The 19,695-nt window shown below is 64.7% G+C and carries 17 protein-coding genes and 1 pseudogene; 11 read left to right on the top strand and 7 right to left on the bottom strand.

Annotated elements, in window-relative coordinates; genetic code table 11:
• Positions 1-268 (top strand): ISL3 family transposase (locus tag A3AG_RS31305; RefSeq protein WP_018004100.1); only part of this gene is annotated, 268 nt, incomplete at its 5' end.
• Positions 269-311: 43 nt separating this feature from the next.
• Here the strand turns inward: A3AG_RS31305 and A3AG_RS31310 are convergent.
• A pseudogene (locus A3AG_RS31310) lies at positions 312-1,928 on the bottom strand (copper-translocating P-type ATPase); the annotation flags it as partial.
• Positions 1,929-2,213: 285 nt separating this feature from the next.
• Here A3AG_RS31310 and A3AG_RS33125 point away from each other — a divergent pair.
• From A3AG_RS33125 to A3AG_RS0103650, 5 genes are all read left to right on the top strand, one after another.
• Positions 2,214-2,612 carry a hypothetical protein gene (locus A3AG_RS33125; RefSeq protein WP_018004102.1) on the top strand — a complete coding sequence of 133 codons (399 nt, stop codon included), beginning with the start codon at positions 2,214-2,216 and terminating at the stop codon, positions 2,610-2,612.
• 72 nt (positions 2,613-2,684) lie between these two features.
• On the top strand, positions 2,685-3,992 hold the full coding sequence (locus tag A3AG_RS0103635) for a TolC family protein (protein WP_018004103.1): 1,308 nt from the start codon (positions 2,685-2,687) through the stop codon (positions 3,990-3,992).
• Positions 3,989-5,533 (top strand): efflux RND transporter periplasmic adaptor subunit, encoded by a 1,545-nt coding sequence (locus tag A3AG_RS0103640; protein ID WP_018004104.1) that lies wholly within the window; start codon positions 3,989-3,991, stop codon positions 5,531-5,533. The genes A3AG_RS0103635 and A3AG_RS0103640 overlap by 4 nt, the downstream gene beginning before the upstream one ends.
• Entirely contained in the window at positions 5,530-8,700 is a 3,171-nt protein-coding gene (locus A3AG_RS0103645; protein WP_018004105.1) for an efflux RND transporter permease subunit, read from the top strand. Before A3AG_RS0103640 ends, A3AG_RS0103645 begins: the two co-directional genes overlap by 4 nt.
• Positions 8,697-9,059 (top strand): copper-binding protein, encoded by a 363-nt coding sequence (locus A3AG_RS0103650; protein WP_018004106.1) that lies wholly within the window; start codon positions 8,697-8,699, stop codon positions 9,057-9,059. The genes A3AG_RS0103645 and A3AG_RS0103650 overlap by 4 nt, the downstream gene beginning before the upstream one ends.
• 69 nt (positions 9,060-9,128) lie before the next feature.
• Here A3AG_RS0103650 and A3AG_RS0103655 read toward each other — a convergent pair whose 3' ends face one another.
• Positions 9,129-10,346, bottom strand: coding sequence for a zinc-dependent alcohol dehydrogenase (locus A3AG_RS0103655; protein WP_018004107.1), 1,218 nt, complete (start codon positions 10,344-10,346; stop codon positions 9,129-9,131).
• Between the two features lie 325 nt (positions 10,347-10,671).
• On the opposite strand from A3AG_RS0103655, the gene gstA reads away from it, so the two are divergent.
• Both gstA and A3AG_RS0103665 read left to right on the top strand, forming a co-directional pair.
• Positions 10,672-11,280 carry a glutathione transferase GstA gene (gene gstA / locus A3AG_RS0103660; RefSeq protein ID WP_018004108.1) on the top strand — a complete coding sequence of 203 codons (609 nt, stop codon included), beginning with the start codon at positions 10,672-10,674 and terminating at the stop codon, positions 11,278-11,280.
• Between the two features lie 272 nt (positions 11,281-11,552).
• Positions 11,553-12,416, top strand: coding sequence for a bestrophin-like domain (locus A3AG_RS0103665; protein ID WP_240619783.1), 864 nt, complete (start codon positions 11,553-11,555; stop codon positions 12,414-12,416).
• 42 nt (positions 12,417-12,458) lie between these two features.
• Here the strand turns inward: A3AG_RS0103665 and A3AG_RS0103670 are convergent, their stop codons facing one another.
• Entirely contained in the window at positions 12,459-13,355 is an 897-nt protein-coding gene (locus A3AG_RS0103670; protein ID WP_018004110.1) for a LysR family transcriptional regulator, read from the bottom strand.
• 113 nt (positions 13,356-13,468) lie between these two features.
• On the opposite strand from A3AG_RS0103670, the gene A3AG_RS0103675 reads away from it, so the two are divergent.
• From A3AG_RS0103675 to A3AG_RS31315, 3 genes are read left to right on the top strand one after another with little or no spacing between them, the layout of a single operon-like run.
• Complete coding sequence (locus A3AG_RS0103675; protein WP_018004111.1) at positions 13,469-14,476, top strand: Bug family tripartite tricarboxylate transporter substrate binding protein; 1,008 nt, start codon at positions 13,469-13,471, stop codon at positions 14,474-14,476.
• 21 nt (positions 14,477-14,497) lie between these two features.
• Positions 14,498-15,541 (top strand): Ldh family oxidoreductase, encoded by a 1,044-nt coding sequence (locus A3AG_RS0103680; RefSeq protein WP_018004112.1) that lies wholly within the window; start codon positions 14,498-14,500, stop codon positions 15,539-15,541.
• Between the two features lie 22 nt (positions 15,542-15,563).
• The gene (locus A3AG_RS31315; RefSeq protein ID WP_035847765.1) at positions 15,564-16,295 is read left to right on the top strand and encodes an ABC transporter substrate-binding protein; all 732 of its coding nucleotides are present in this window, start codon (positions 15,564-15,566) and stop codon (positions 16,293-16,295) included.
• A 204-nt stretch (positions 16,296-16,499) separates the two neighbouring features.
• Here A3AG_RS31315 and A3AG_RS0103695 read toward each other — a convergent pair whose 3' ends face one another.
• From A3AG_RS0103695 to A3AG_RS0103710, 4 genes are all read right to left on the bottom strand, one after another.
• Positions 16,500-17,456 (bottom strand): 2-hydroxyacid dehydrogenase, encoded by a 957-nt coding sequence (locus A3AG_RS0103695; RefSeq protein WP_018004115.1) that lies wholly within the window; start codon positions 17,454-17,456, stop codon positions 16,500-16,502.
• 77 nt (positions 17,457-17,533) lie between these two features.
• Positions 17,534-17,995: a type II 3-dehydroquinate dehydratase gene (locus A3AG_RS0103700; protein WP_018004116.1), complete on the bottom strand. Its 462-nt coding sequence runs from the start codon at positions 17,993-17,995 to the stop codon at positions 17,534-17,536.
• 17 nt (positions 17,996-18,012) lie between these two features.
• Positions 18,013-18,633, bottom strand: a complete 621-nt coding sequence (locus tag A3AG_RS0103705; protein ID WP_020384429.1) for a glutathione S-transferase — start codon at positions 18,631-18,633, stop codon at positions 18,013-18,015.
• Between the two features lie 14 nt (positions 18,634-18,647).
• The gene (locus A3AG_RS0103710) at positions 18,648-19,646 is read right to left on the bottom strand and encodes an NAD(P)H-quinone oxidoreductase (RefSeq protein WP_026163912.1); all 999 of its coding nucleotides are present in this window, start codon (positions 19,644-19,646) and stop codon (positions 18,648-18,650) included.
• Positions 19,647-19,695: the final 49 nt, after the last annotated feature.

Consider the following 19,695-nt stretch of genomic DNA (forward strand, 5'->3'; position numbering starts at 1 on the left):
TCGCCGCCCGGGATGGGCGCAAAAGGCGTGGGAGCATTGGTGCGAACAAGCAAGGCAGAGCCGAATACCTGCCCTCGAACTGTTCGCCCAGCGCCTGAAAGCGTATTGGCACGGCATCCTTGCCCGATGCCGCCATCCGCTGAATACCAGCGTCGTTGAGGGCATCAACAACACCATCAAAGTCATCAAGCGCCGAGCCTATGGCTACCGTGACGAGGAATACTTCTTCCTGAAGATCAAGGCTGCCTTCCCCGGAATTCCTCGTTGAACCAAAAATTAGGGTCACCCCCCGTCTCCCACCCGCGTCCGCCTTACGAAGCAGCGCTCCTGAGACGCAGCGCATTGGCGATGACCGAGGCCGAGCTCAGGCTCATCGCCAGCGCCGCGATCATCGGCGACAGCAGCAGGCCCGTCGCGGGATACAGCACGCCGGCCGCCAGCGGCACGCCGAGGGCGTTGTAAATGAAGGCAAAACCGAGATTCTGCTTCATGTTTCGAATGGTCGCGCGCGACAGTCGCCGGGCGCGGGCGATGCCGCGCAGATCCCCCTTGACCAGCGTGACCTGCGCGCTGTTCATCGCGACATCGGTGCCGGTGCCCATGGCGATACCGACATCCGCCTGCGCCAGCGCCGGCGCGTCATTGATGCCGTCCCCCGCCATGGCGACCACCGCGCCCGCGTGTTGCAGGGCACTGACAAGTTCCAGCTTGTCCGCCGGCTTGACCTCGCCGTGGAATTCGTCCACGCCAAGTTTTGCCGCCACCGCCCTGGCCGTTGCGATGCCATCGCCGGTCGCCATGACGACACGGATGCCGTCATCCCGCAGACGCGACAGCGCTTCGGGCGTGGTGGCCTTGAGCGGGTCGGAGACGGCGAGCAGGCCCGCAAGCCTGTTGTCGACGGCGAGATACATCACGCTGGCGCCTTGTGCACGCAATGCGTCCGCCTGCGCCACCAGCGGATCGGTGTCCACGCCCTCGCCCTGCATCAGCGCGGTGTTTCCGATCGCGATCTTGCTGCCGCCCAGCGTGCCCCTGACGCCGATCCCCGAACTCGACTCGAAGCGCCCTGGCTTGTCCAACGGCAGGCCGCGACTACGGGCTGCCTCGACGATCGCGGCGGCCAGTGGATGTTCGCTGCCCTGATCCACGCTGGCAGCCAGGCGCAGCACGTCATCCTCGGTAAAGCCCCCGGCGCCGATGGCGCGCTCGAAGACCGGCCTGCCTTCGGTGAGCGTCCCGGTCTTGTCGACAATCAGGGTGTCGACCTTGCGCAGGTTCTCGATCGCCGCGGCGTCGCGGAACAGCACGCCGCCGGATGCCCCCTTGCCGCTTGCCACCATGATCGACATCGGCGTAGCCAGGCCCAGCGCGCAAGGACAGGCGATGATCAGCACCGCGACGGCATTGATCAGCCCGAACACCCAGCTCGGCTCGGGACCGAACAGCCCCCACGCGACCAGGGTCAGCACCGCGATGCCGATCACACCGACGACGAAGACGCCGGCAACCTGGTCCGCCATCCGCTGCATCGGCGCCTTCGAGCGCTGCGCCTGCGCCACCATCTGGACGATCTGCGACAGCACGGTCTGCGAGCCGACTTTTTCGGACTGGATCACGAGGCTGCCCGAAGTGTTCATGGTGGCGCCGATGACACGGTCGCCGACGCGCTTGGTGGTCGGCATGGGCTCGCCGGTGATCATCGACTCGTCGACGGCGCTGCTGCCTTCGGTCACGACACCGTCGACCGGCACCTTCTCGCCGGGCCGCACGCGCAGCAGGTCGCCGACATGCACATGGGCAAGGGGCACGTCTTCCTCGATCCCGCCGGGACCGATGCGCCTAGCCGTCTTGGGCGCCAGCCCCAGCAGCGCCCTGATGGCGGCCGAGGTCTGGGAGCGGGCCTTCAGTTCCAGCAGTTGCCCCAGCCCGGATACCAGACAGGTAGGCGCCTTCGGCCGGACTGCCCGCATAGCTGGCGGACCCTGGCCCATCAAAGATGGTATGAACCCGTCTCTCACCAAAACATTACGCAACCATGACATCCCGGTAAGCTGCAACGATCTTTTTCGGTCGGGTCCTGGATGTCTTCCCACGGCGCCAATGGCCGGGCGGCGATGATGACGGGCGGAAGTACGGCAGGATGCCCCCAACCGGCATATGCCGCAAGCAGTCAAACTGCTGCTACCATTCACGCAACCTGGGCATCTCCTGTGCGTACTATTTTCCGTCGGCTCTGGCTTGCCGCCTTCCTGCTGAGCGCTTTCCTGACAGTGCAACTGGCAGCGGCGGCGTACGCCTGCGACGGCAGCCGGTATTCGTTGGCCGCGACGCAAGAGATGGCGGGCATGACCGAAGCCTGCCCCGACATGGCAAACGAACACGCCGGGCCTGCCGTACATGATGGTCTTTGCCAGGAACATTGCCAGCTCGGCTCGAAATCGGCCGACCATGCCACGCCCCAGACTCCTGCATTTCACCCGGTGCTGGTCAATGTCGTGGTGCCCGCGCCGATACCGGTACTCGCGCATCGCATAGCCACTCCCCGCGATGCGATTCCCCGGGCCCCGCCACGCCCGCTTCCCATCCTTCACTGCTGTTTCCGCACGTAGCCTCCGAAGCAACGCCTGTTGTCCTGCCCTGAGCCATGGTCTCCAGGGTGGTCGTTGCTTTGCGGAGGCTTTATGCATTTGCGCTTACCCATCCAGTGCGGGCGCCGGCTGGCGCTCGTCCTCACGCTGCTTGCCGTGATCCGTCCGGCGTGGGCGCAGTCCGCGCCGACCCTTTCCTTGCAGGAAGCGCTCGCGCTCGCCACGTCGCGTTCGGCCGATGCCGAGACCTCGCGCTCGGCAGTACAGTCGGCCGTCGAGATGGCAGTGGCTGGCAGGCAGATGCCGGATCCGGTCCTGAAGGTCGGCGTCAACAACGTCCCGGCGAATGGCCCGGACCGGTTCTCGCTGGGCACCGATTCGATGACGATGAGGTCGATCAGCCTCATGCAGGAATTCACGCGCCCGGCGAAGCGGCAGGCCCGCGCAGAGCGCTTCGAGGCCGAGGCGTCGTCGGCCGAGGCCCAACGTATGGTGGCGCTGGCCAACGTGCAGCGCGGCACCGCCACGGCGTGGCTGGAGCGCTGGTATGCGGAGCGCGCGCACGAGCTGCTCGCCGAACAGGCGCAATCGGTCAGGTTGTTGATCGATGCGGCACAGGCTGCCTATCGAGGCAACCGCGGCTCACGCGCCGAGATCCTGGCCGCCCGGATCGAATCGCAGCAACTGCAGGATCGCGAAGACGAAGCCCGCGCCGCGGTCGCCTCGTCCCGGGCGACGCTGCGCCGGTGGGTCGGCGACGCCGCAGCGTTGCCGCTGGCCGAGCGCCCCGCGTTCGATGCTCCGGCCTGGCTCGATACCCTGGATGCGGCCGACGCCACGCAACTGCCGGACGTCGTTGCCGCGCAGGCGCAAGCCGGCGTGGCCGAGGCCGAGAGCCGCGTCGCGCGAGAGAACAAGGTGCCCGATGTCAGCGTCGAGCTGATGTACAGCCAGCGCGGCCCCGCCTACTCGAATATGGTGTCGCTGAACGTCTCGCTGCCGGTGCCCTGGGACCAGCGCAACCGCCAGGACCGCGAACTGTCCGCCAGGGTCGCGCAGGCCAATGCCGCGCGGGCGCAAGCCGAATCGGTACGCCGTGGCCTGATTGGACAGCTGCGCGGCAAGCAGGCCGAACTGCAACTCAGCCAGACGCGCCTGGAGCGCTATCGCAATGCCACGTTACCGCTGGCGCAGGCACAAACCGAGGCGGCCCTGACCGCCTATCGCACTGGCGCCGGCAGCCTGGCAGCCGTGGCGGACGCCAGCCGCAAGGCGCTCGATCTCTCGCTCGAACGGCTCAGGCTGGAGGCGGCGACCGCCAGGCTGTGGGCCGAGCTCACGTTCCTGATGCCGTTGCCGACCGCCGCGCAAGCGATGCCGCCGCAAGGAGCCCAACCATGAAGCAAACCACGATGGCACGAACCCTGGTGGTCCTGCTGGTGCTGGCGAGCGCAGGCGCTGCCTATTACCTCGGCCATCAACAGGGTCGCCGGCAGATCGCCGCGCCGGACACGCCGGCGAGCGGCACCGGTGGGGCGAATCTGAAGGCCGGCGATATCGATCCGGGCACGGGCAAGCGCATCCTCTACTGGCATGATCCGATGGTGCCGGGCCAGCGCTTCGACAAGCCCGGCAAGTCGCCCTTCATGGATATGCCGTTGTCGCCCGTGTACGAGGAAGCCGGCGGCGGCGCAACCGTGACGGTCGACAACCGCGTGGCGCAGAACCTTGGTGTTCGCACGGCAGAGGTAAAGACGGGCCGGCTGGCCTCCGCATTCGAAGTCCCGGGCAATATTGCGATCAACGAGCGCGGCATCGAAGTGCTGCAGGCCCGTAGCAGCGGGTTCGTCGAGCATGCGTATGCCAGGACGACACTGGATCCGGTTCGCAAAGGCCAGCCGCTGGCGCAGATCTATTCGCCGGAATGGGTCACCGCGCAAGAGGAATACCTGGCGGTGGTGCGCATGGGCGCAACCTTGCAGGGCGATTTGCGCGAGGCCGCGCTGGCCCGCATGCGGCAGGCCGGCATGACCGACAGCCACATCCGCCTGGTGCAGGACACCGGCAAGCTGCAGCCGCGGCTTGCCATCACCAGCCCCGTCGACGGCATCGTCACCGAGATCGGCGCGCGCGACGGCATGACGGTCTCCCCCGGCACGACACTCTTTCGCCTTGCCAGCCTGGCGACGGTATGGGTACTGGCCGAGGTGCCGGAGACCTATGTCTCGCGGCTACGGCCTGGACAGGCGGTGTCCGCGCTGGCGGCCGCCCTGCCTGGACAAACGCTGAGCGGCAAGGTCGACGCGGTCCTGCCAGACATCAACGCCAGCACCCGCACTGTCAGAGTCCGGATGGAACTGCAGAACAAGGGCCGGCAGTTGTTGCCAGGCATGTTCGTGACTGTCCGCTTCGATGCCGCGCCGGGCCCGGACAGGCTGCTGGTCCCGACCGAGTCGCTGATCCACACCGGAACGCGCACGATCGTCATGGTGGAGACCGCACCCGGTGGGTTCAGCCCCGTCGAGGTCAGGACCGGCGCCACCGCGGGCGGACAGACCGAAGTGACCGAAGGCCTCGAAGCCGGACAGAAGGTCGTGGTCTCCGGCCAGTTCCTGATCGATTCCGAAGCCAGCCTGCGGGGTACCGCGCAGCGCATGGCCGCAGCGCCGGCCGCGCCCGCGGTTGCCGCCGCAGGGCCTGAGCACGAAGGCAACGGACGCGTGGAGGCGGTCAGCGCGCAAAGCATGACGATTTCCCACGAGCCGATCCCGTCGGCCAGGTGGGGCGCCATGACCATGGACTTTGCCGCACCCGCTTCCGGCATGCCGCAAGGATTCAAGCCCGGCGACCGCATCCGCTTCCGCTTTCACCTGGACCGCGACGGCGCGGCGACGCTGTCATCGGTGGAACGCGCAGCGCCTGCATCGGGAGCCAGGCCATGATCGCGCAGCTGATCCTGGCTTCGATCCGCAACCGCGTCCTGGTGCTGCTGGCCACGCTCGTGCTGACCGCGTGGGGCTTGTGGGCCGCGCGCAGCACGCCGCTCGACGCGCTGCCGGACCTGTCCGACGTGCAGGTCATCATCCGCACGCCATTTCCCGGCCAGGCCCCGCAGATCGTCGAAAACCTGGTCACCTATCCTCTCACCACGACGATGCTGTCCGTGCCCGGTGCCAGGACCGTGCGCGGCTATTCGTTCTTCGGTGACTCCTATGTCTATGTGTTGTTCGAGGACGACACGGACCTCTACTGGGCGCGCTCGCGCGTGCTGGAATACCTGAACCAGGTGCAGTCGCGCCTGCCCGCCGCGGCCAGGCCCGCGCTTGGCCCGGACGCGACCGGCGTAGGCTGGATCTACGAGTACGCCCTGGTCGACAAGACCGGCCAGCACGATCTCAGCCAGTTGCGCGCGTTGCAGGACTGGTTCCTGCGCTTCGAGCTCAAGTCGCTGCCCAATGTGGCCGAAGTCGCTTCGCTGGGCGGCATGGTCAGGCAGTACCAGATCGTCCTGATGCCGGACCGGCTGCGTGCCTATAACCTGTCGCAGGCCAAGGTGCTGGCGGCGCTCAGGGGAGCGAACCGGGAAACCGGCGGCTCGGTGCTGGAACTGGGCGAAGCCGAGTACATGGTACGTGCCAGCGGCTACCTGAAGACGCTTGACGACTTCCGCCAGATTCCGCTGGCCACCAGCGATACCGGCATCCCGGTACGGCTGGGAGACGTTGCCACCATTCAGCTGGGGCCGGAAATGCGGCGCGGCATCGCGGAACTCGACGGCCAGGGCGAAGTCGCGGGCGGCGTCATTGTGATGCGTTCGGGCAAGAATGCGCTGGAGACCATCGACGCGGTCAAGGCCAGGCTCGCCACCTTGCAAGCGAGCCTGCCCGAGGGCGTGGAGGTGGTGACGACCTACGACCGTTCAGCGCTGATCAAGCGTGCCGTGGATAACCTGACAGCCAGGCTCATCGAGGAATTCATCGTGGTGGCGCTGGTGTGCCTGGTGTTCCTGTTTCATTTGCGGTCCGCGCTGGTTGCCATTGTCTCGCTGCCGCTCGGCGTGCTGGCAGCGTTCCTGGTGATGCGCTACCAGGGCGTGAACGCCAACATCATGTCGCTTGGCGGTATCGCCATCGCCATTGGCGCAATGGTCGACGCGGCGGTGGTGATGATCGAGAACGCCCACAAGCACCTGGAACGCTGGCACGCCGACAATCCCGGACGGCAACTGACCACGCAGCAGCGATGGCGCGTCACGGGCGAGTCCGCGGCGGAGGTGGGGCCGGCCCTGTTCTTCTCGCTGCTGATCATCACGCTCTCGTTCATTCCCGTATTCACCCTGGAGGCGCAGGAGGGGCGGCTGTTCTCGCCGCTGGCGTTCACCAAGACCTATTCCATGGCGGCCGCGGCCGGCCTGTCGGTCACGCTGGTACCCGTCCTGATGGGCTACATGATTCGCGGCAGGATTCCGTCGGAACAGGCCAATCCGCTCAGCCGGTGGTTGATCCGCGGCTACCAGCCATTGCTGGCCAGGGTGCTTGCCTATCCCAAGACCACCATCGCGATCGCGGTACTGCTGCTGGCGGCAACCGCCTGGCCCATCATGCGTATCGGCGGGGAGTTCATGCCCCCGCTCGACGAGGGAGACCTGCTGTACATGCCATCGGCGCTGCCGGGCCTCTCCGCCGGCAAGGCGGCGCAGCTGTTGCAGCAGACCGATCGGCTCATCAAGACCGTGCCTGAGGTGGCGACAGTATTCGGCAAGGCCGGCCGGGCCGATACCGCCACCGATCCGGCGCCCATCGAGATGTTCGAGACCACCATCCAGTTCAAGCCGCGGGACCAGTGGCGGGCGGGCATGACGACCGACAAGCTGGTGGAGGAACTGGATCGCGTGGTCAGCGTGCCTGGCTTGTCGAACGTCTGGGTACCACCGATACGCAACCGCATCGACATGCTCGCCACGGGGATCAAGAGCCCGGTCGGCATCAAGTTGGCCGGCACGGACCTGAAAGAGATCGACAGGCTCGCCACAAGGATAGAAGAGGCGGTCAGGACAGTACCGGGAGTCACATCGGCGCTGGCCGAACGTCTCACCGGCGGCCGCTATATCGATGTGGATATCGACCGCGGAGCCGCTGGCCGGTACGGTCTCAACATCGAGGATGTGCAGAGTATCGTGTCATCGGCGATCGGGGGCGAGAATGTCGGTGAAGTGGTCGACGGGCTGGCGCGTTTTCCGATCAACGTCCGCTATCCGCGCGACTATCGTGATTCCCTCGAGCAAATGCGTGCCCTGCCCATCGTCACCGACAAGGGCCTGCAGATCACGCTTGCGGACGTGGCGCGCATCGGGGTCGTGCAAGGCCCGCCGATGTTGCGCAGCGAGAATGCGCGCTTGTCCGGCTGGATCTATGTCGACATTCGCGGACGGGATCTCCGTTCAGTCGTGCGCGAGATGCAGGCCGTGGTGGCAAAGACAGTGCCGATGACCGCGGGGTATTCGCTGAGCTGGTCGGGGCAGTTCGAGTACCTGGAACGGGCCACGGCCAGGCTCAAGGTCGTGGTGCCGTTCACGCTGCTGATCATCTTCGTGCTGCTCTATATGGTTTTCGGCCGCCTGGATGAGGCGCTGCTGATCATGGGCACGCTGCCACTTTCGCTGATTGGCGGCTTCTGGCTGCTCTATCTGCTCGGCTACAACCTCTCCGTGGCTGGCGTCGTCGGCTTCATTGCGCTGGCCGGCGTGGCGGCGGAGTTCGGTGTCATCATGCTGCTCTATCTGAAACAAGCCTGGAGCGAGCGCGAAGAACGCGGCGAGACCACGCAGCGGGCACTTCTCGACGCGATCCAGGAAGGGGCGGTTCAGCGCGTGCGGCCCAAGGCCATGACGGTCGCGGTAATCCTCGGCGGCCTGATCCCCATCATGTGGTCGCATGGCACCGGATCGGAACTGATGCAGCGCATCGCCGCGCCAATGGTCGGCGGCATGGTGACCGCCCCATTGCTGTCCCTCTTTGTCGTACCGGCGGTGTATTGGCTGATGCGCCGACGGCGGTCCCGAGTTCCCCCTGTCCCTACCCAACCTTCACATCAGGACGAATCGCAATGAAACCCGGCAAGACTCTCGCACTCGCGCTCACCATCGTCGCCGCCTGCAACGCCTCCACCGCATTCGCAGCGGGATCCATGGACGGCCATGATATGCACGGCATGGACAACAAGGCAGCCGCCGCGTCGAAGCAGGCCTCCCGACCTGTGCCGGCCGAGATCAGGAAGATCGATGCGTCGGCCGGCAAGGTGACGCTCAAGCACGGCCCCATCGAGAACCTTGGCATGTCCGCCATGACCATGGCGTTCCCGGTCAAGGACCGCGCCTCGCTGAAGAACTTCAAGGAAGGCGACTCGGTTTCCGTCACGTTCGACAAGGTCGACGGCAAGCCGACCGTCATCGACATGCAGCGCAAGTAGGAGCGCCTGGCCGCATGTCGCCGCTCCCGACGGCGGCATGCCATGCCAGACACTCGGCTGGCCCGGCGGCTAGTGGACCGACCCAGGCTGCAGTTCGACCTTGATCCAGCCAGGCTGGCGCCGGTCGAAGGCCTGGTAGGCCTCGATCGCCGAGGTCATCGGCTCGCGCCGCGTCAGGATCGCGGCCGGGTCCACCGCACCGGTGCGCACCAGCTCGACCAGCCGCGGGATATAGGCGCGGTGGTTGCAGTTGCCCATGCGCACCGTCAGGTTCTTGTTCATCGCCGCACCGATCGGGAAACTGCGGTCGGTGGGTGGATACACGCCGATGATCGACAGCGTGCCGGCCTTGGCCAGCGCGCGAATGGCCCAGTCCAGTGCCTGGGCCGGCGCGTCGCCCGGAACCCAGTTGCCCTGCTCCGTGGGGTGGGCGTGCGGCGCCAGGCGGGCGGCCTCCTGCTCGCTTTCGGGGATGGACGGGTCCTGCGCCGCCGGGCCGTGGTGCGCGTGCATGGCGTCGACGCCGACCGCATCGATGGCCCGGTCCACGCCGATGCCGCCGGTCAGCTCCACGATGGTCTGCACCGGGTCTTCGGCATCGAAGTTCACCACCTCGGCGCCCTGCGCGCGCGCCATGTCGAGCCGGTCGGCCACCGCATCCACGGCAAAGATGCGGCCCGCGCCCATCAGCTTCGCCGACGCGATCACGAACTGCCCCACCGGGCCGCAGCCGAACACCGCTACCGTGTGGCCGGGATGGATGCTGGCGAGGTCGGCACCGAAATAGCCGGTCGGGAAGATGTCGGAGAGCATGATCGCCTGCTCGTCGCTGATATTGTCCGGCAGCTTGACCAGGTTGACGTGGGCGAACGGCACCCGTGCCTTTTCGGCTTGCAGCCCCTGGAACGGTCCGGTCTGCTCGGGCCCGCCGTAGAAGGCGGTGCCGGCCTGCTTGCCGTGCGGGTTGGCGTTGTCGCACTGGGCGTAGTAGCCGGCGCGGCAGTACGAGCAATAGCCGCAGGCAATGGTGGACGGGATCACGACCCGGTCGCCCACGCTGAGGTTGCGCACGCCGTTGCCGAGGGCCTCGACCACGCCCACGCCTTCGTGGCCCAGTACCGTGCCCGGCGCCAGCCCTTCCATGGTGCCGCGCACGAAGTGCAGGTCGGTGCCGCAAATGGCACTGGCGGTCAGGCGCACGATGGCGTCGGTGTCCTGCTCGATCACCGGCTCCGGTACGTCATCCAGCCGGATGTCGCCGATACCGTGAAATACAACCGCTTTCATGGTGTCCTCCACATGAAGCCGGAGCCACCTCCGGCGAGGTCAGTCGGAGTACCACTGCTGCAAGGAACATTCCCAACGGGTCGGCCAGCGCCGGCGCCGGGAAAACGAGGCTGGGAAGCGCCCGCCTGGCAATTTCTGCTACGCGCCTTGCAATCCATTCCGGCGCGCCGGCACCGGGCGCCAAGGGCATCGGACGCGCCGCGCCGCCGTGATTGCGCGCTTCCGACTTCGGCAACCAGGCGGAGAGAAACGGCTTGGGCATGTCGATTGCTAAATCTCAGCTGACGTCCTCAAGGTGGCGCACATTACCAAGGAGGCACCCATCATGAAGCTCTACTACGCTCCCGGCGCATGTTCCCTGGCGGCACATATCGCCCTCGTCGAGGCCGGCCTTCCCTTCTCCACCGAGCGCGTCGACTTGCGCGCCGAGCCGCATAAAACCGAGAGCGGCGCCGACTACAAGACCATCAATGCCAAGGGCTATGTGCCGACGCTTGAGCTCGGGAGCGGCGAACGGCTGACCGAGGCGGCCGTGGTGGTCCAGTACATTGCCGACCAGGCCCCGGAAAAAGGACTTGCTCCGGCGTGCAATACGCTGGAGCGCTATCGCCTGCAGGAATGGCTGAACTTCATTTCGTCGGAACTGCACAAGAGTTTCGCGCCGTTCTGGAAACCCGGCACGCCGCAGGAACAGAAAGAAGCGACGTGGACGCGGCTGTCACAGCGCTTCGACTGGCTGGCTCCGCAGCTGGCGGACAAGGATTACCTGATGGGAGAGTTCAGTGTCGCGGACGCCTACCTGTTCACCATCCTGAGATGGCCGGATCATTTCAAGCTGTCGCTTGACCGCTGGCCTGCGCTGCTGACGTATCGGGCGAGGGTTGGGGAGCGGCCGGCGGTGAAGCGGGCGTTGAAGGACGAGGGGATTGGATGAGCTGCGGCGACGGGAATGCTACGTGTGCGGTCCTGATTGGTGCGCAGGCTGCTAAACCTGGTCGCCGTTGGTCTGGCGACAAACCATTCTCGAACATGGGGCGATGGAGCGGATCAAGTGGACGAATTTTGACATGGCGGGTATCGCAGGCGGTGTAGCGTCAGCCATGGTGCCGTTAGCGTTGTTGGATCACTGTCACGACGGCGGTCAGTTGTCGGCCATCTGCGCAGTTCCACCCAGCTGCCGGACACCTGTTCGGCAGCGCACATACTGTGGCGAAACTTTTCCATACCGTCTTCAACGTTGAAAGCGCGCATCGCGACAATGGACCGGAGACGATTTTGGCATCACTACTTTATGGTGCCGGTTGGGCCGGCGGGCTGGTGTTGGCCGTCGGAATATTCACAAGTATCCTGATCGCCCTAGAGCTCGGCCGGACCGTGTGGCAATGGCAGGTTGCCGCCGGTCGCGAACCGGAGACAACGGGCGTCAGCGCGGTCGCAAGCGCGATATTCGCACTGCTTGGGCTATTGATTGCCTTCACCTTTTCCGGGGCCGCAAGCCGCTTTGATATGCGGCGTACGCTGATCGTCCAGGAAGCCAACGATATCGGTACTGCTTACCTGCGTCTGGATCTGCTGCCGCAACCAGCACGTGGTGAGTTGCAGGAGATATTCCGGCAATATCTCGATGCCCGGCTTGACGCCTATCGAGCCGTCCCTGACCGCAAACGCGTCGAGGCTTTCTTGGTACGTTCGGACGTGCTGCGTGAACGCCTCTGGACAAGGTCCGTAACGGAGTCCCAGCGAACCGCTAGTACGACGGCCACCATGCTTCTGTTACCAGCGCTCAATGCAGCATTCGACACGGCATCGACCCGACTCGCCGCAACAAGGGAACATCCGCCCGGCGTCATCTTCGGCATGCTTTTCGCGCTTTGCTGGGTTGGGGCCTTGTTTGCGGGCTATGGCATGGCCAGCCGCAGTACTCGAAACTGGTTGCATGCGCTTTTCTTCGTGGCCTCGCTGACGGCGACACTCTATGTCATCATCGACTTGGAGTTTCCGCGGCTAGGCCTGATCCGCGTTGATGCTTTCGATCAGGTGTTGCAGGAAGTCCGCAATGGAATGCGATGAAGCACCGGTCACCTGCACCGCAGTAACTTCGATGCCACGCGCCTAGCGTTTTGCTGTTCCTCTTCGGATCAGCAAGTCAAAGAGAATCTGCGCGGCCGGCGCCAACGGGCGTCCTCGTCGAGAGATCAATCCCAACGTTCGCGTTATGGCCGGGTCCGTCAGCGGGATCGCAAGCAGGCCATTGCTGGACTTCGGCGGCAAAGCCATTCGCGGCACAACACCGATGCCCAGGCCGGCCTGGATCAGGCTTACCAAGGCGGGAACATGATTTACCTCGCAGTACCAACGCGGCCTTACCTGCAGCCGCGCAAGGGCCTGGTCAATCAGGAAGCGATTGCCGCTGCCTTGCGCGAGCGTAATGTAGTCAAAACCTCCAAGGTCTTTCCATTTGACGCTTTTTCGCGCAGCTAACGGATGCCCCTTGCGACAGGCGACAACAAAGGCCTCTTCAATCAAAGGGCAGAATTCGATGTCGGGCTCCTGCGTCCCGATATAGGTCAGACCGAAATCCGCATCGCCGCGCGTGACTGCGAGGAGGACATCCCCCGAAGACTCGTCAATGATGCGGAGTCGTATCCCCGGATAGCGCTCGTGGTACGGCCCCACGACAGAGGGTAGGAAATGGCCAACCGCAGACGGTACGCAGGCTAGCGTCACCTCGCCCGACAGCCGCTCGGCAACGGTCTGAATGCCGAGCATCGCCTCTTCCAGCTCGTTGATGACGTTTCGTGCCTTGTGCACGAACATGCGGCCCAAAGTGGTCAATTCGACCTTCCGCGTTGTCCGTGTGAAAAGCGCGACGCCAAGCGCTTCTTCCAGTTTGTCGACGCGACGCGACAGTGCCGACTGCGACAAGAACATCGCCTCGGATGCTGCCTTGAAGCTGCCCAGATCGGCTACCGCCAGAAACGCCCGCAAATCCGCGAGATCGAAATTCATGTGTTGAACGCACGAATACTTGTGATATTTGCACTTTACACCGGAATTCGGTGAGCGCGATCATTCGCGGCACGGACAGTACAAGACGCTGTCCTGACCAAGCAGGAGACACAATGCCCAACAAAGTACGAGAGCCGGTACGGCGCATCGCGCGCCGTGCCGCCCTTGCCGCGCTCGCAATCCCGCTAGCCGCTTCACTGATTCCCGCACATGCGCAGACCTGGACACCCGTCAGGCCGATCCGGCTGATCGTCCCGTACGGACCCGGCGGAAGCTCGGATGCCATTGCCCGTGTCATCGCGGCAGAAATGTCGAAGGGCCTGGGCCAACAGGTCGTCGTGGACAACAAGGGCGGCGGCCAGGGTGTCATCGCCATGCAGGAAACCGCGCGCGCCGCGCCTGACGGATACACACTGGTTCTTGGTCACGTTGGTACGCTTGCCGTCAATCCCGCCATGATGCGCAAGCTTCCCTACGATCCTCTGAAGGACTTCACGCCGGTGACATTGCTCGCGAAAGTGCCGATGGTGTTCGCGGTCGGGCCTACCGTCCACAGCGATTCCATCAAGGCATTCATCGCCCAGGCCAGGGCGAAGCCTGGCGCCATGACATACGGATCGGCGGGCAACGGCAGCGCCGGCAACGTCGCCTTCGAGATGCTCAAGCAGACCGCGCGTATCGATCTTGTGCACGTGCCTTACAAGGGCACCGGCGCCCAGATCACCGACTTGCTCGCCGGAAACATTGACGCCGCATCGGCGGGCCTGGCAGGGATCCTGCAACATGCCAAGGCAGGCAAGCTGCGCATCCTCGCGGTCGGATCGTCACAGCGGCTCGCGCCGATTCCCAGCGTTCCCACCATTGCCGAGGAAGGCTATCCCGGATTCGAAAGCTCTCAATGGTTTGGGCTGATGGCGCCTGCGCGCACGCCCACGCCGGTTGTCAGTCGCCTGCATGCCGAGGCAGTAAAGGCCCTGTCCACCCCACTGGTGCGACAACGACTTGCAGAGGACGCAAGCACGCCTGTCGGTGGGGGCAGCGCCGAATTTGCGTCATTCATTCGTACCGAGCAACAACGCTGGGGCACCGTCATCCGCAGCGCGGGTATCCAGGCCAACTAAATCTTTCAGAGAATATCCAGCATGCAACAAGATCGAATCACGGTATCCGAAGCCGAACTCCGTCAGCTCGGAACACGCGCGTTCCAGGGCCTCGGCCTGGCCGAAGGTGACGCCAGCGATGTCGTTGACATCCTCGTACTCGCAGACCTCTTCGGGCTCAGCACCCATGGCCTGTCCCGCATTGAATCCTATGGCGAACGACTCCAGTCCGGCGGTATCGCGGCACGCCCCACCATTACCGTCGAACGCGTCGCGCCGGCGCTGGTAAAGGTCGATGGTGGCAACGCGGTCGGTCCGCTCGCTGGCATGAAGGCGCTGCGCGCCGCCATGGACGTCGCCCAGGAATTCGGCATTGGCATGGCCTTCGTCCGGGGCAGCAATCATTTCGGGCCGGTTTCGCCGTACAGCTACATTGCGGCGCAAGCAGGATTCGCCAGCATGATTGGCAGCAATGCCACGACGACCATCGCGCCATGGGGCGGCAGCGATGCACGCCTTGGCAACAGCCCTTTGGGCTTCGGCGTACCGGGGCATGACGGCCGCCACTTCCTGCTGGACATGGCCATGAGCGTGGCCGCGCGCGCCAAGATTCGCAATGCACTCAAGGCAGGACAACCGATTCCGGATTCGTGGGCCACCGACGCGCAAGGACGACGAACCACCGACCCCAAAGCCGCCCTCGATGGCTTCCTGCTGCCTATTGGCGGGCACAAGGGCTATGGGCTGGCACTGATGGTCGATCTCTTCGCTGGATTGCTCTCGGATGCGGCATACCTGACGCACGTCAAGTCTTGGGTCGATGCACCTGCCGAGCCCCAGAACCTGGGCCATTTCTTTATCCTGGTTGATACCAGGCGACTGGGATCGGCGCAATGGCTGACGGCTCGCATGAAAGACTTTACAGCCATCCTTCACGGTAGCGCACCGGCCGAGCCCGGCCAGCCGGTCATTGTTCCCGGAGAGATCGAACTCGACAAGCTGACGCAGCAGCGCGAAAAGGGCATCGCCATGGACCCCGCAGTGAAAGCATTACTGGATCGACATGCGAACGCCAAGACAAACTGAGATTGCACCCTTCGGAAGCACCATGACAAATGACAATGCACGGCTCGAGCTTGCGCCGACGGGAATCCTTCGCGCATCCATTAATGTGGGCAATCCTATCCTCGCAAACCTCGATGCCGAGGGAAATCCATTCGGCGTTTCAGTAGACCTGGCCGGCGAGTTTGCCCATCGCCTTGGTTTTCCGCTTGAGCTTGTCGTGTTCGATTCCGCGGGAAAGTCGGTCGATGCCGTCACGGCAGGGCAGGCAGACTTCGGCTTCTTTGCCGTCGACCCGGTCCGGGGGGCCGGCATCGCCTTCTCTGAACCCTACGTGCTGATCGAGGGCGCATACCTGGTAAAGAACGAATCCCCCGTCAAGGCCAACGATGAAGTCGACCTTGCCGGACACCGCGTCGTCGTAGGAAAGGGGAGCGCCTACGACCTTCACCTCACTCGTACGCTGCAACATGCACACATCGTGCGCGCCCCGACGTCTCCATCCGTTGTGCAAACCTTTTTGGAACAGGATGCGGACGTGGCTGCAGGGGTTCGACAGCAATTGGAAGCAGATGCCAAGCGCACTGCGGGCCTGAGGTTGCTGCCGGGCAGGTTTATGGTCATACGGCAGGCCATGGGCCTCCCCAAAGCCCGCAGTGCTGAAGCTTTCGCATTGCTACGGCGGTTCGTCGAGGAGATGAAGGCCTCCGGCTTCGTTTCGGCGGCTCTCAGGCGTCACGGGATCGAGGGCGCGTCCGTCGCACCCGCGAAATCATAGCGCGGGGCTCGAGAATGACGGGGTTCCCGCCCGGAGAAGGCCATAGGTGACCTCACTCGCACGGTTGGTGCGTAGCCTACGCGAACGTTCAGTCAGATACTGGAAACCATCCGAGATGGGGTCGTGCACCGCTTCGCCCCATTCTGATCGCGTCTCTTGTCCCTTCCAGGTGCCCGGCGCATTGCGCCAGACGTAGTCCATACCTCAGTATCCACGTGCTGGATCGATGATGTTGTCTGGCGCTCCGCCGGCGGAAACCCGAACAATATTCTCCGCAATCTGTGTTGCCGCAGACGACGGAATCGCCACCGAAGCCAGGTGGGGTGTGATCAGTACATTGGGCATGCTCCACAGCGGATCCCCGGCAGGCAAAGGTTCGCGCTCGAAAACGTCAAGGGTTGCCGCGCCGATGTGGCCGCTTTGGAGCAGGTCTGTAAGCGCCCCCTGATCGACCAGTGCGCCCCGCGCAACGTTGATAAAGGCAGCGCCTCGCGGCAGCCGCTCGAGTCGCGACCGATCCAGGATGCCAGCCGTCTGCGGCGTGAGCGGCAGCATCACGACGACAATGTCCGCCTGTCCGAGCACTGTGTCGAGCGTTTCCAGGCCGGCAAAGCATGCCACGCCGTCGATCCGCGCCGGGCTGCGCGACCAGCCGATCACCTTGAGCCCCTGGCGCTGCAGTTCGTGGGCCGCTTTCGCGCCCAGCTGACCGAGCCCCAGGACCGCCACGCGGATGTCTTCGGGTGAACGGGGATGACGGTACGCCCATTCACCCCGCCGCTGCGCCTGCTCGAAGTACGGAATGTCGCGGGCGTGCCGCAGCACTGCGAACAGCACGTACCCCGCCATCATGCGCGCCATCTGCGGGTCCGTGAGCCGCGTGATCGGAATGCCTTGCGGAAGATCCTGCCGCCGGACCAGTGAATCGACCCCCGCCCCCAGATTGACGATCAGGCGCAGGTTAGTCATCCCGGCAAAAAAATTCTCCGGCGGTTTCCAGGCGAGCGCGTAGTGGATGTCGGCCGGCCGGGTGATGTCGCTGGAGTGAATGACCTTCAGATTCGGGAGCTGGGCCTGGAGCGCGCGCTTCCACGTGTCGAAATCGTCGAATGCGCTGTAGAAGGCCAACGCGCCCGAGGGAGTGTCTTCAGAAATTGGCATCGTGGCAACTGCCTTGAGAATAATGGCAAGCACGGCAGCGACAGTACATCCTGCTGCCGTCCCGCTTGCGCATGGAATCAAACCGCTGCTCTGCCCTTCTGCACCAGCCGCGTGACGGCCTCGATGGCAAATTCGTAGCCGTCGCCGCCCAGCCCGGCGATTACGCCATCCGCCACCTTCGAGATGTAGGAGTGGTGGCGGAACGGCTCGCGCTTCCAGATGTTGCTCATATGGGCTTCGATGATCTTGCCGGGGAAAGACAGCAAGGCATCGAGGATCGGAATCGACGAGTAGGTCAGGCCGGCCGCATTGATGATGATGCCGTCCGCCACGCCGCGCGACTCCTGGATCCAGTCGACCAGCTGTCCCTCGTAGTTTGACTGCAGGAAGCGCAGGTCGGCATTCAGGGACGCTGCCTTTTGCTCGCATCGTGACTGCAACACCGGAAAGCTGTCGCTGCCATACGTCTTGTTGGCGTCCAGGCCATAAAGATTGGCGTTGGGGCCGTTCAGGAACCAGATCGTGATCTTCTCGCTCATGTTCTGACCTCTGTATGTCAACCTTCGTGGGGGCGCGTGGCCTGCATGGCCGGCAGGCTTTGGAAAGCCTCATTCCAGCGTGCCGCGTTGCGGTACCGGGCGCGCCAGTCGAGCTCCGGAAACCGGAAGTCCAGATACCCCAGCGCGCAACCGATGGTGATTTCACCGATGGTTGGCTGTTCTTCCGCGAGGTCCGGTGCGATGGCGTCGATTGATTCGAGACAGGCGCTGACTTTCGTCAGCAGCGCTTCGCGCCACGTGGGCCACTGGACTTCTTCGGGGCGCGCCGTCCGTTCGTAGCGCGCGAGCAGCGCGGCGTCGAGCAGGCCATCGCCGAGCGCCTGACGGGTCAGGGCCGTCCAGCGCGCCGGGCCGGAGGCGGGAAAGATGTCCGCCGCGTCTGCGCGGCTGGCCAGGTACTCGCAAATCACCCGGCTGTCATAGATGGCCTGGCCATTCTCCAGAATCAGCGTCGGGACTTTGGCGAGCGGGTTGTGGGCCGCGATGCGCGGGTCGCGCCGCACCGGATGGGCGGCGCTGTCCAGCAGCTCGATGGATTCGGCCTGCCCCGTCAGGTGCGCGCAGACCATGACCTTGCGCACGAATGGCGAGGTCGGAGCGAAAAGAAGTTTCAGCATGGCTTGTGTGGATGCTAGGGAATCAGGACCAGCTTGCCGAAGACCTTGCCGCTTTCCAGCATCTGGTGGGACGCGACCGCCTGCGCGAGCGGGAAGGCGGCGTGGATGCGCGGCTTGATCCGTCCGTTTTTCAGCAGCGGCATGACATGGCGGGCAATGCTCTGGGCCATCCGTGTCTTTTCGTAATGGCTCTGGGGGCGCATGGTGGACGAGTGCAGGCTCACCTGGCGCTGCATCAGCGTCAGCAGCTCGACATTGACCGCCGAACCCTGCATGAAGGACAGGCTGACATGGCGGCCGCCGAAGGCCATGGCGGCAAGATTGCGGCGGACATAGTCGCCGCCGACGATATCGATGACCACGTCGACCCCGCGCCCGTCGGTGTACTCCAGGCAGGCCTTGGTGAAATCGGTGGTGGGCCAGCAGATCGTCGCATCGGCGCCCATGGCGCGCAGTTCCGGAAAACGGCTTTCGTCGTTGTCGGTGACGATCACGGTTGCGCCCGCGGCATGCGCCATCCGGATCGTAAGCGTGCCGATGCCGCCGGCCGCGCCATGGATCAGGACGGTTTCGCCCATGGCCAGGCGGCCCAGCTCGAACAGGTTGTGCCATACGGTGAACAGCCCCTCGGGCAAGGCAGCTGCCTCGACCTCGGAAAGCGTGCCGGGCACGATGAAGGACTGATCGACCGGCGCCGTGCACCACGGCGCATAGCCGCCGCCTGGCACCAGGCTCATCAGCCGCTGGCCCATCAGCTGGCGGTCCACACCGGGACCGCAGTCGACCACTTCGCCGCAGACTTCCAGGCCGAGCACGTCGGTGATGCCGGGCGCCGGCTTGGCGATACCCTGGCGCTGCATGATGTCGGGCCGGTTGACGCCGGCGGCGAGCACGCGCAGCAGGACTTCGCCAGCACCGGGCTCGGGCATGGGCCGCTCTGCCAGCGTCAGCACACCCGCGTCGCCGGGTTCACGGGCGATGATGGCTTGCATGGAGCGGGGAAGACTGGTCATGGGTGTACCCTCTCTGGCTGCGTTGTCTGGCGCACTGTGTCATGCCTTC

This window comes from Cupriavidus neocaledonicus (assembly GCF_000372525.1).
GTDB lineage: Bacteria > Pseudomonadota > Gammaproteobacteria > Burkholderiales > Burkholderiaceae > Cupriavidus > Cupriavidus neocaledonicus.

Excerpts from the sequence above, each read along its gene's own strand:
- A3AG_RS0103645 (WP_018004105.1), top strand. The coding sequence starts at position 5,530 with ATGATCGCGCAGCTGATCCTGGCTTCGATCCGCAACCGCGTCCTGGTG.
- A3AG_RS0103695 (WP_018004115.1), bottom strand. The coding sequence starts at position 17,456 with ATGCCAATTTCTGAAGACACTCCCTCGGGCGCGTTGGCCTTCTACAGC.
- A3AG_RS0103650 (WP_018004106.1), top strand. The coding sequence starts at position 8,697 with ATGAAACCCGGCAAGACTCTCGCACTCGCGCTCACCATCGTCGCCGCC.
- A3AG_RS0103640 (WP_018004104.1), top strand. The coding sequence starts at position 3,989 with ATGAAGCAAACCACGATGGCACGAACCCTGGTGGTCCTGCTGGTGCTG.
- gstA (WP_018004108.1), top strand. The coding sequence starts at position 10,672 with ATGAAGCTCTACTACGCTCCCGGCGCATGTTCCCTGGCGGCACATATC.
- A3AG_RS0103700 (WP_018004116.1), bottom strand. The coding sequence starts at position 17,995 with ATGAGCGAGAAGATCACGATCTGGTTCCTGAACGGCCCCAACGCCAAT.
- A3AG_RS0103655 (WP_018004107.1), bottom strand. The coding sequence starts at position 10,346 with ATGAAAGCGGTTGTATTTCACGGTATCGGCGACATCCGGCTGGATGAC.
- A3AG_RS0103670 (WP_018004110.1), bottom strand. The coding sequence starts at position 13,355 with ATGAATTTCGATCTCGCGGATTTGCGGGCGTTTCTGGCGGTAGCCGAT.
- A3AG_RS0103680 (WP_018004112.1), top strand. The coding sequence starts at position 14,498 with ATGCAACAAGATCGAATCACGGTATCCGAAGCCGAACTCCGTCAGCTC.
- A3AG_RS0103710 (WP_026163912.1), bottom strand. The coding sequence starts at position 19,646 with ATGACCAGTCTTCCCCGCTCCATGCAAGCCATCATCGCCCGTGAACCC.
- A3AG_RS31315 (WP_035847765.1), top strand. The coding sequence starts at position 15,564 with ATGACAAATGACAATGCACGGCTCGAGCTTGCGCCGACGGGAATCCTT.
- A3AG_RS0103635 (WP_018004103.1), top strand. The coding sequence starts at position 2,685 with ATGCATTTGCGCTTACCCATCCAGTGCGGGCGCCGGCTGGCGCTCGTC.
- A3AG_RS0103705 (WP_020384429.1), bottom strand. The coding sequence starts at position 18,633 with ATGCTGAAACTTCTTTTCGCTCCGACCTCGCCATTCGTGCGCAAGGTC.
- A3AG_RS0103675 (WP_018004111.1), top strand. The coding sequence starts at position 13,469 with ATGCCCAACAAAGTACGAGAGCCGGTACGGCGCATCGCGCGCCGTGCC.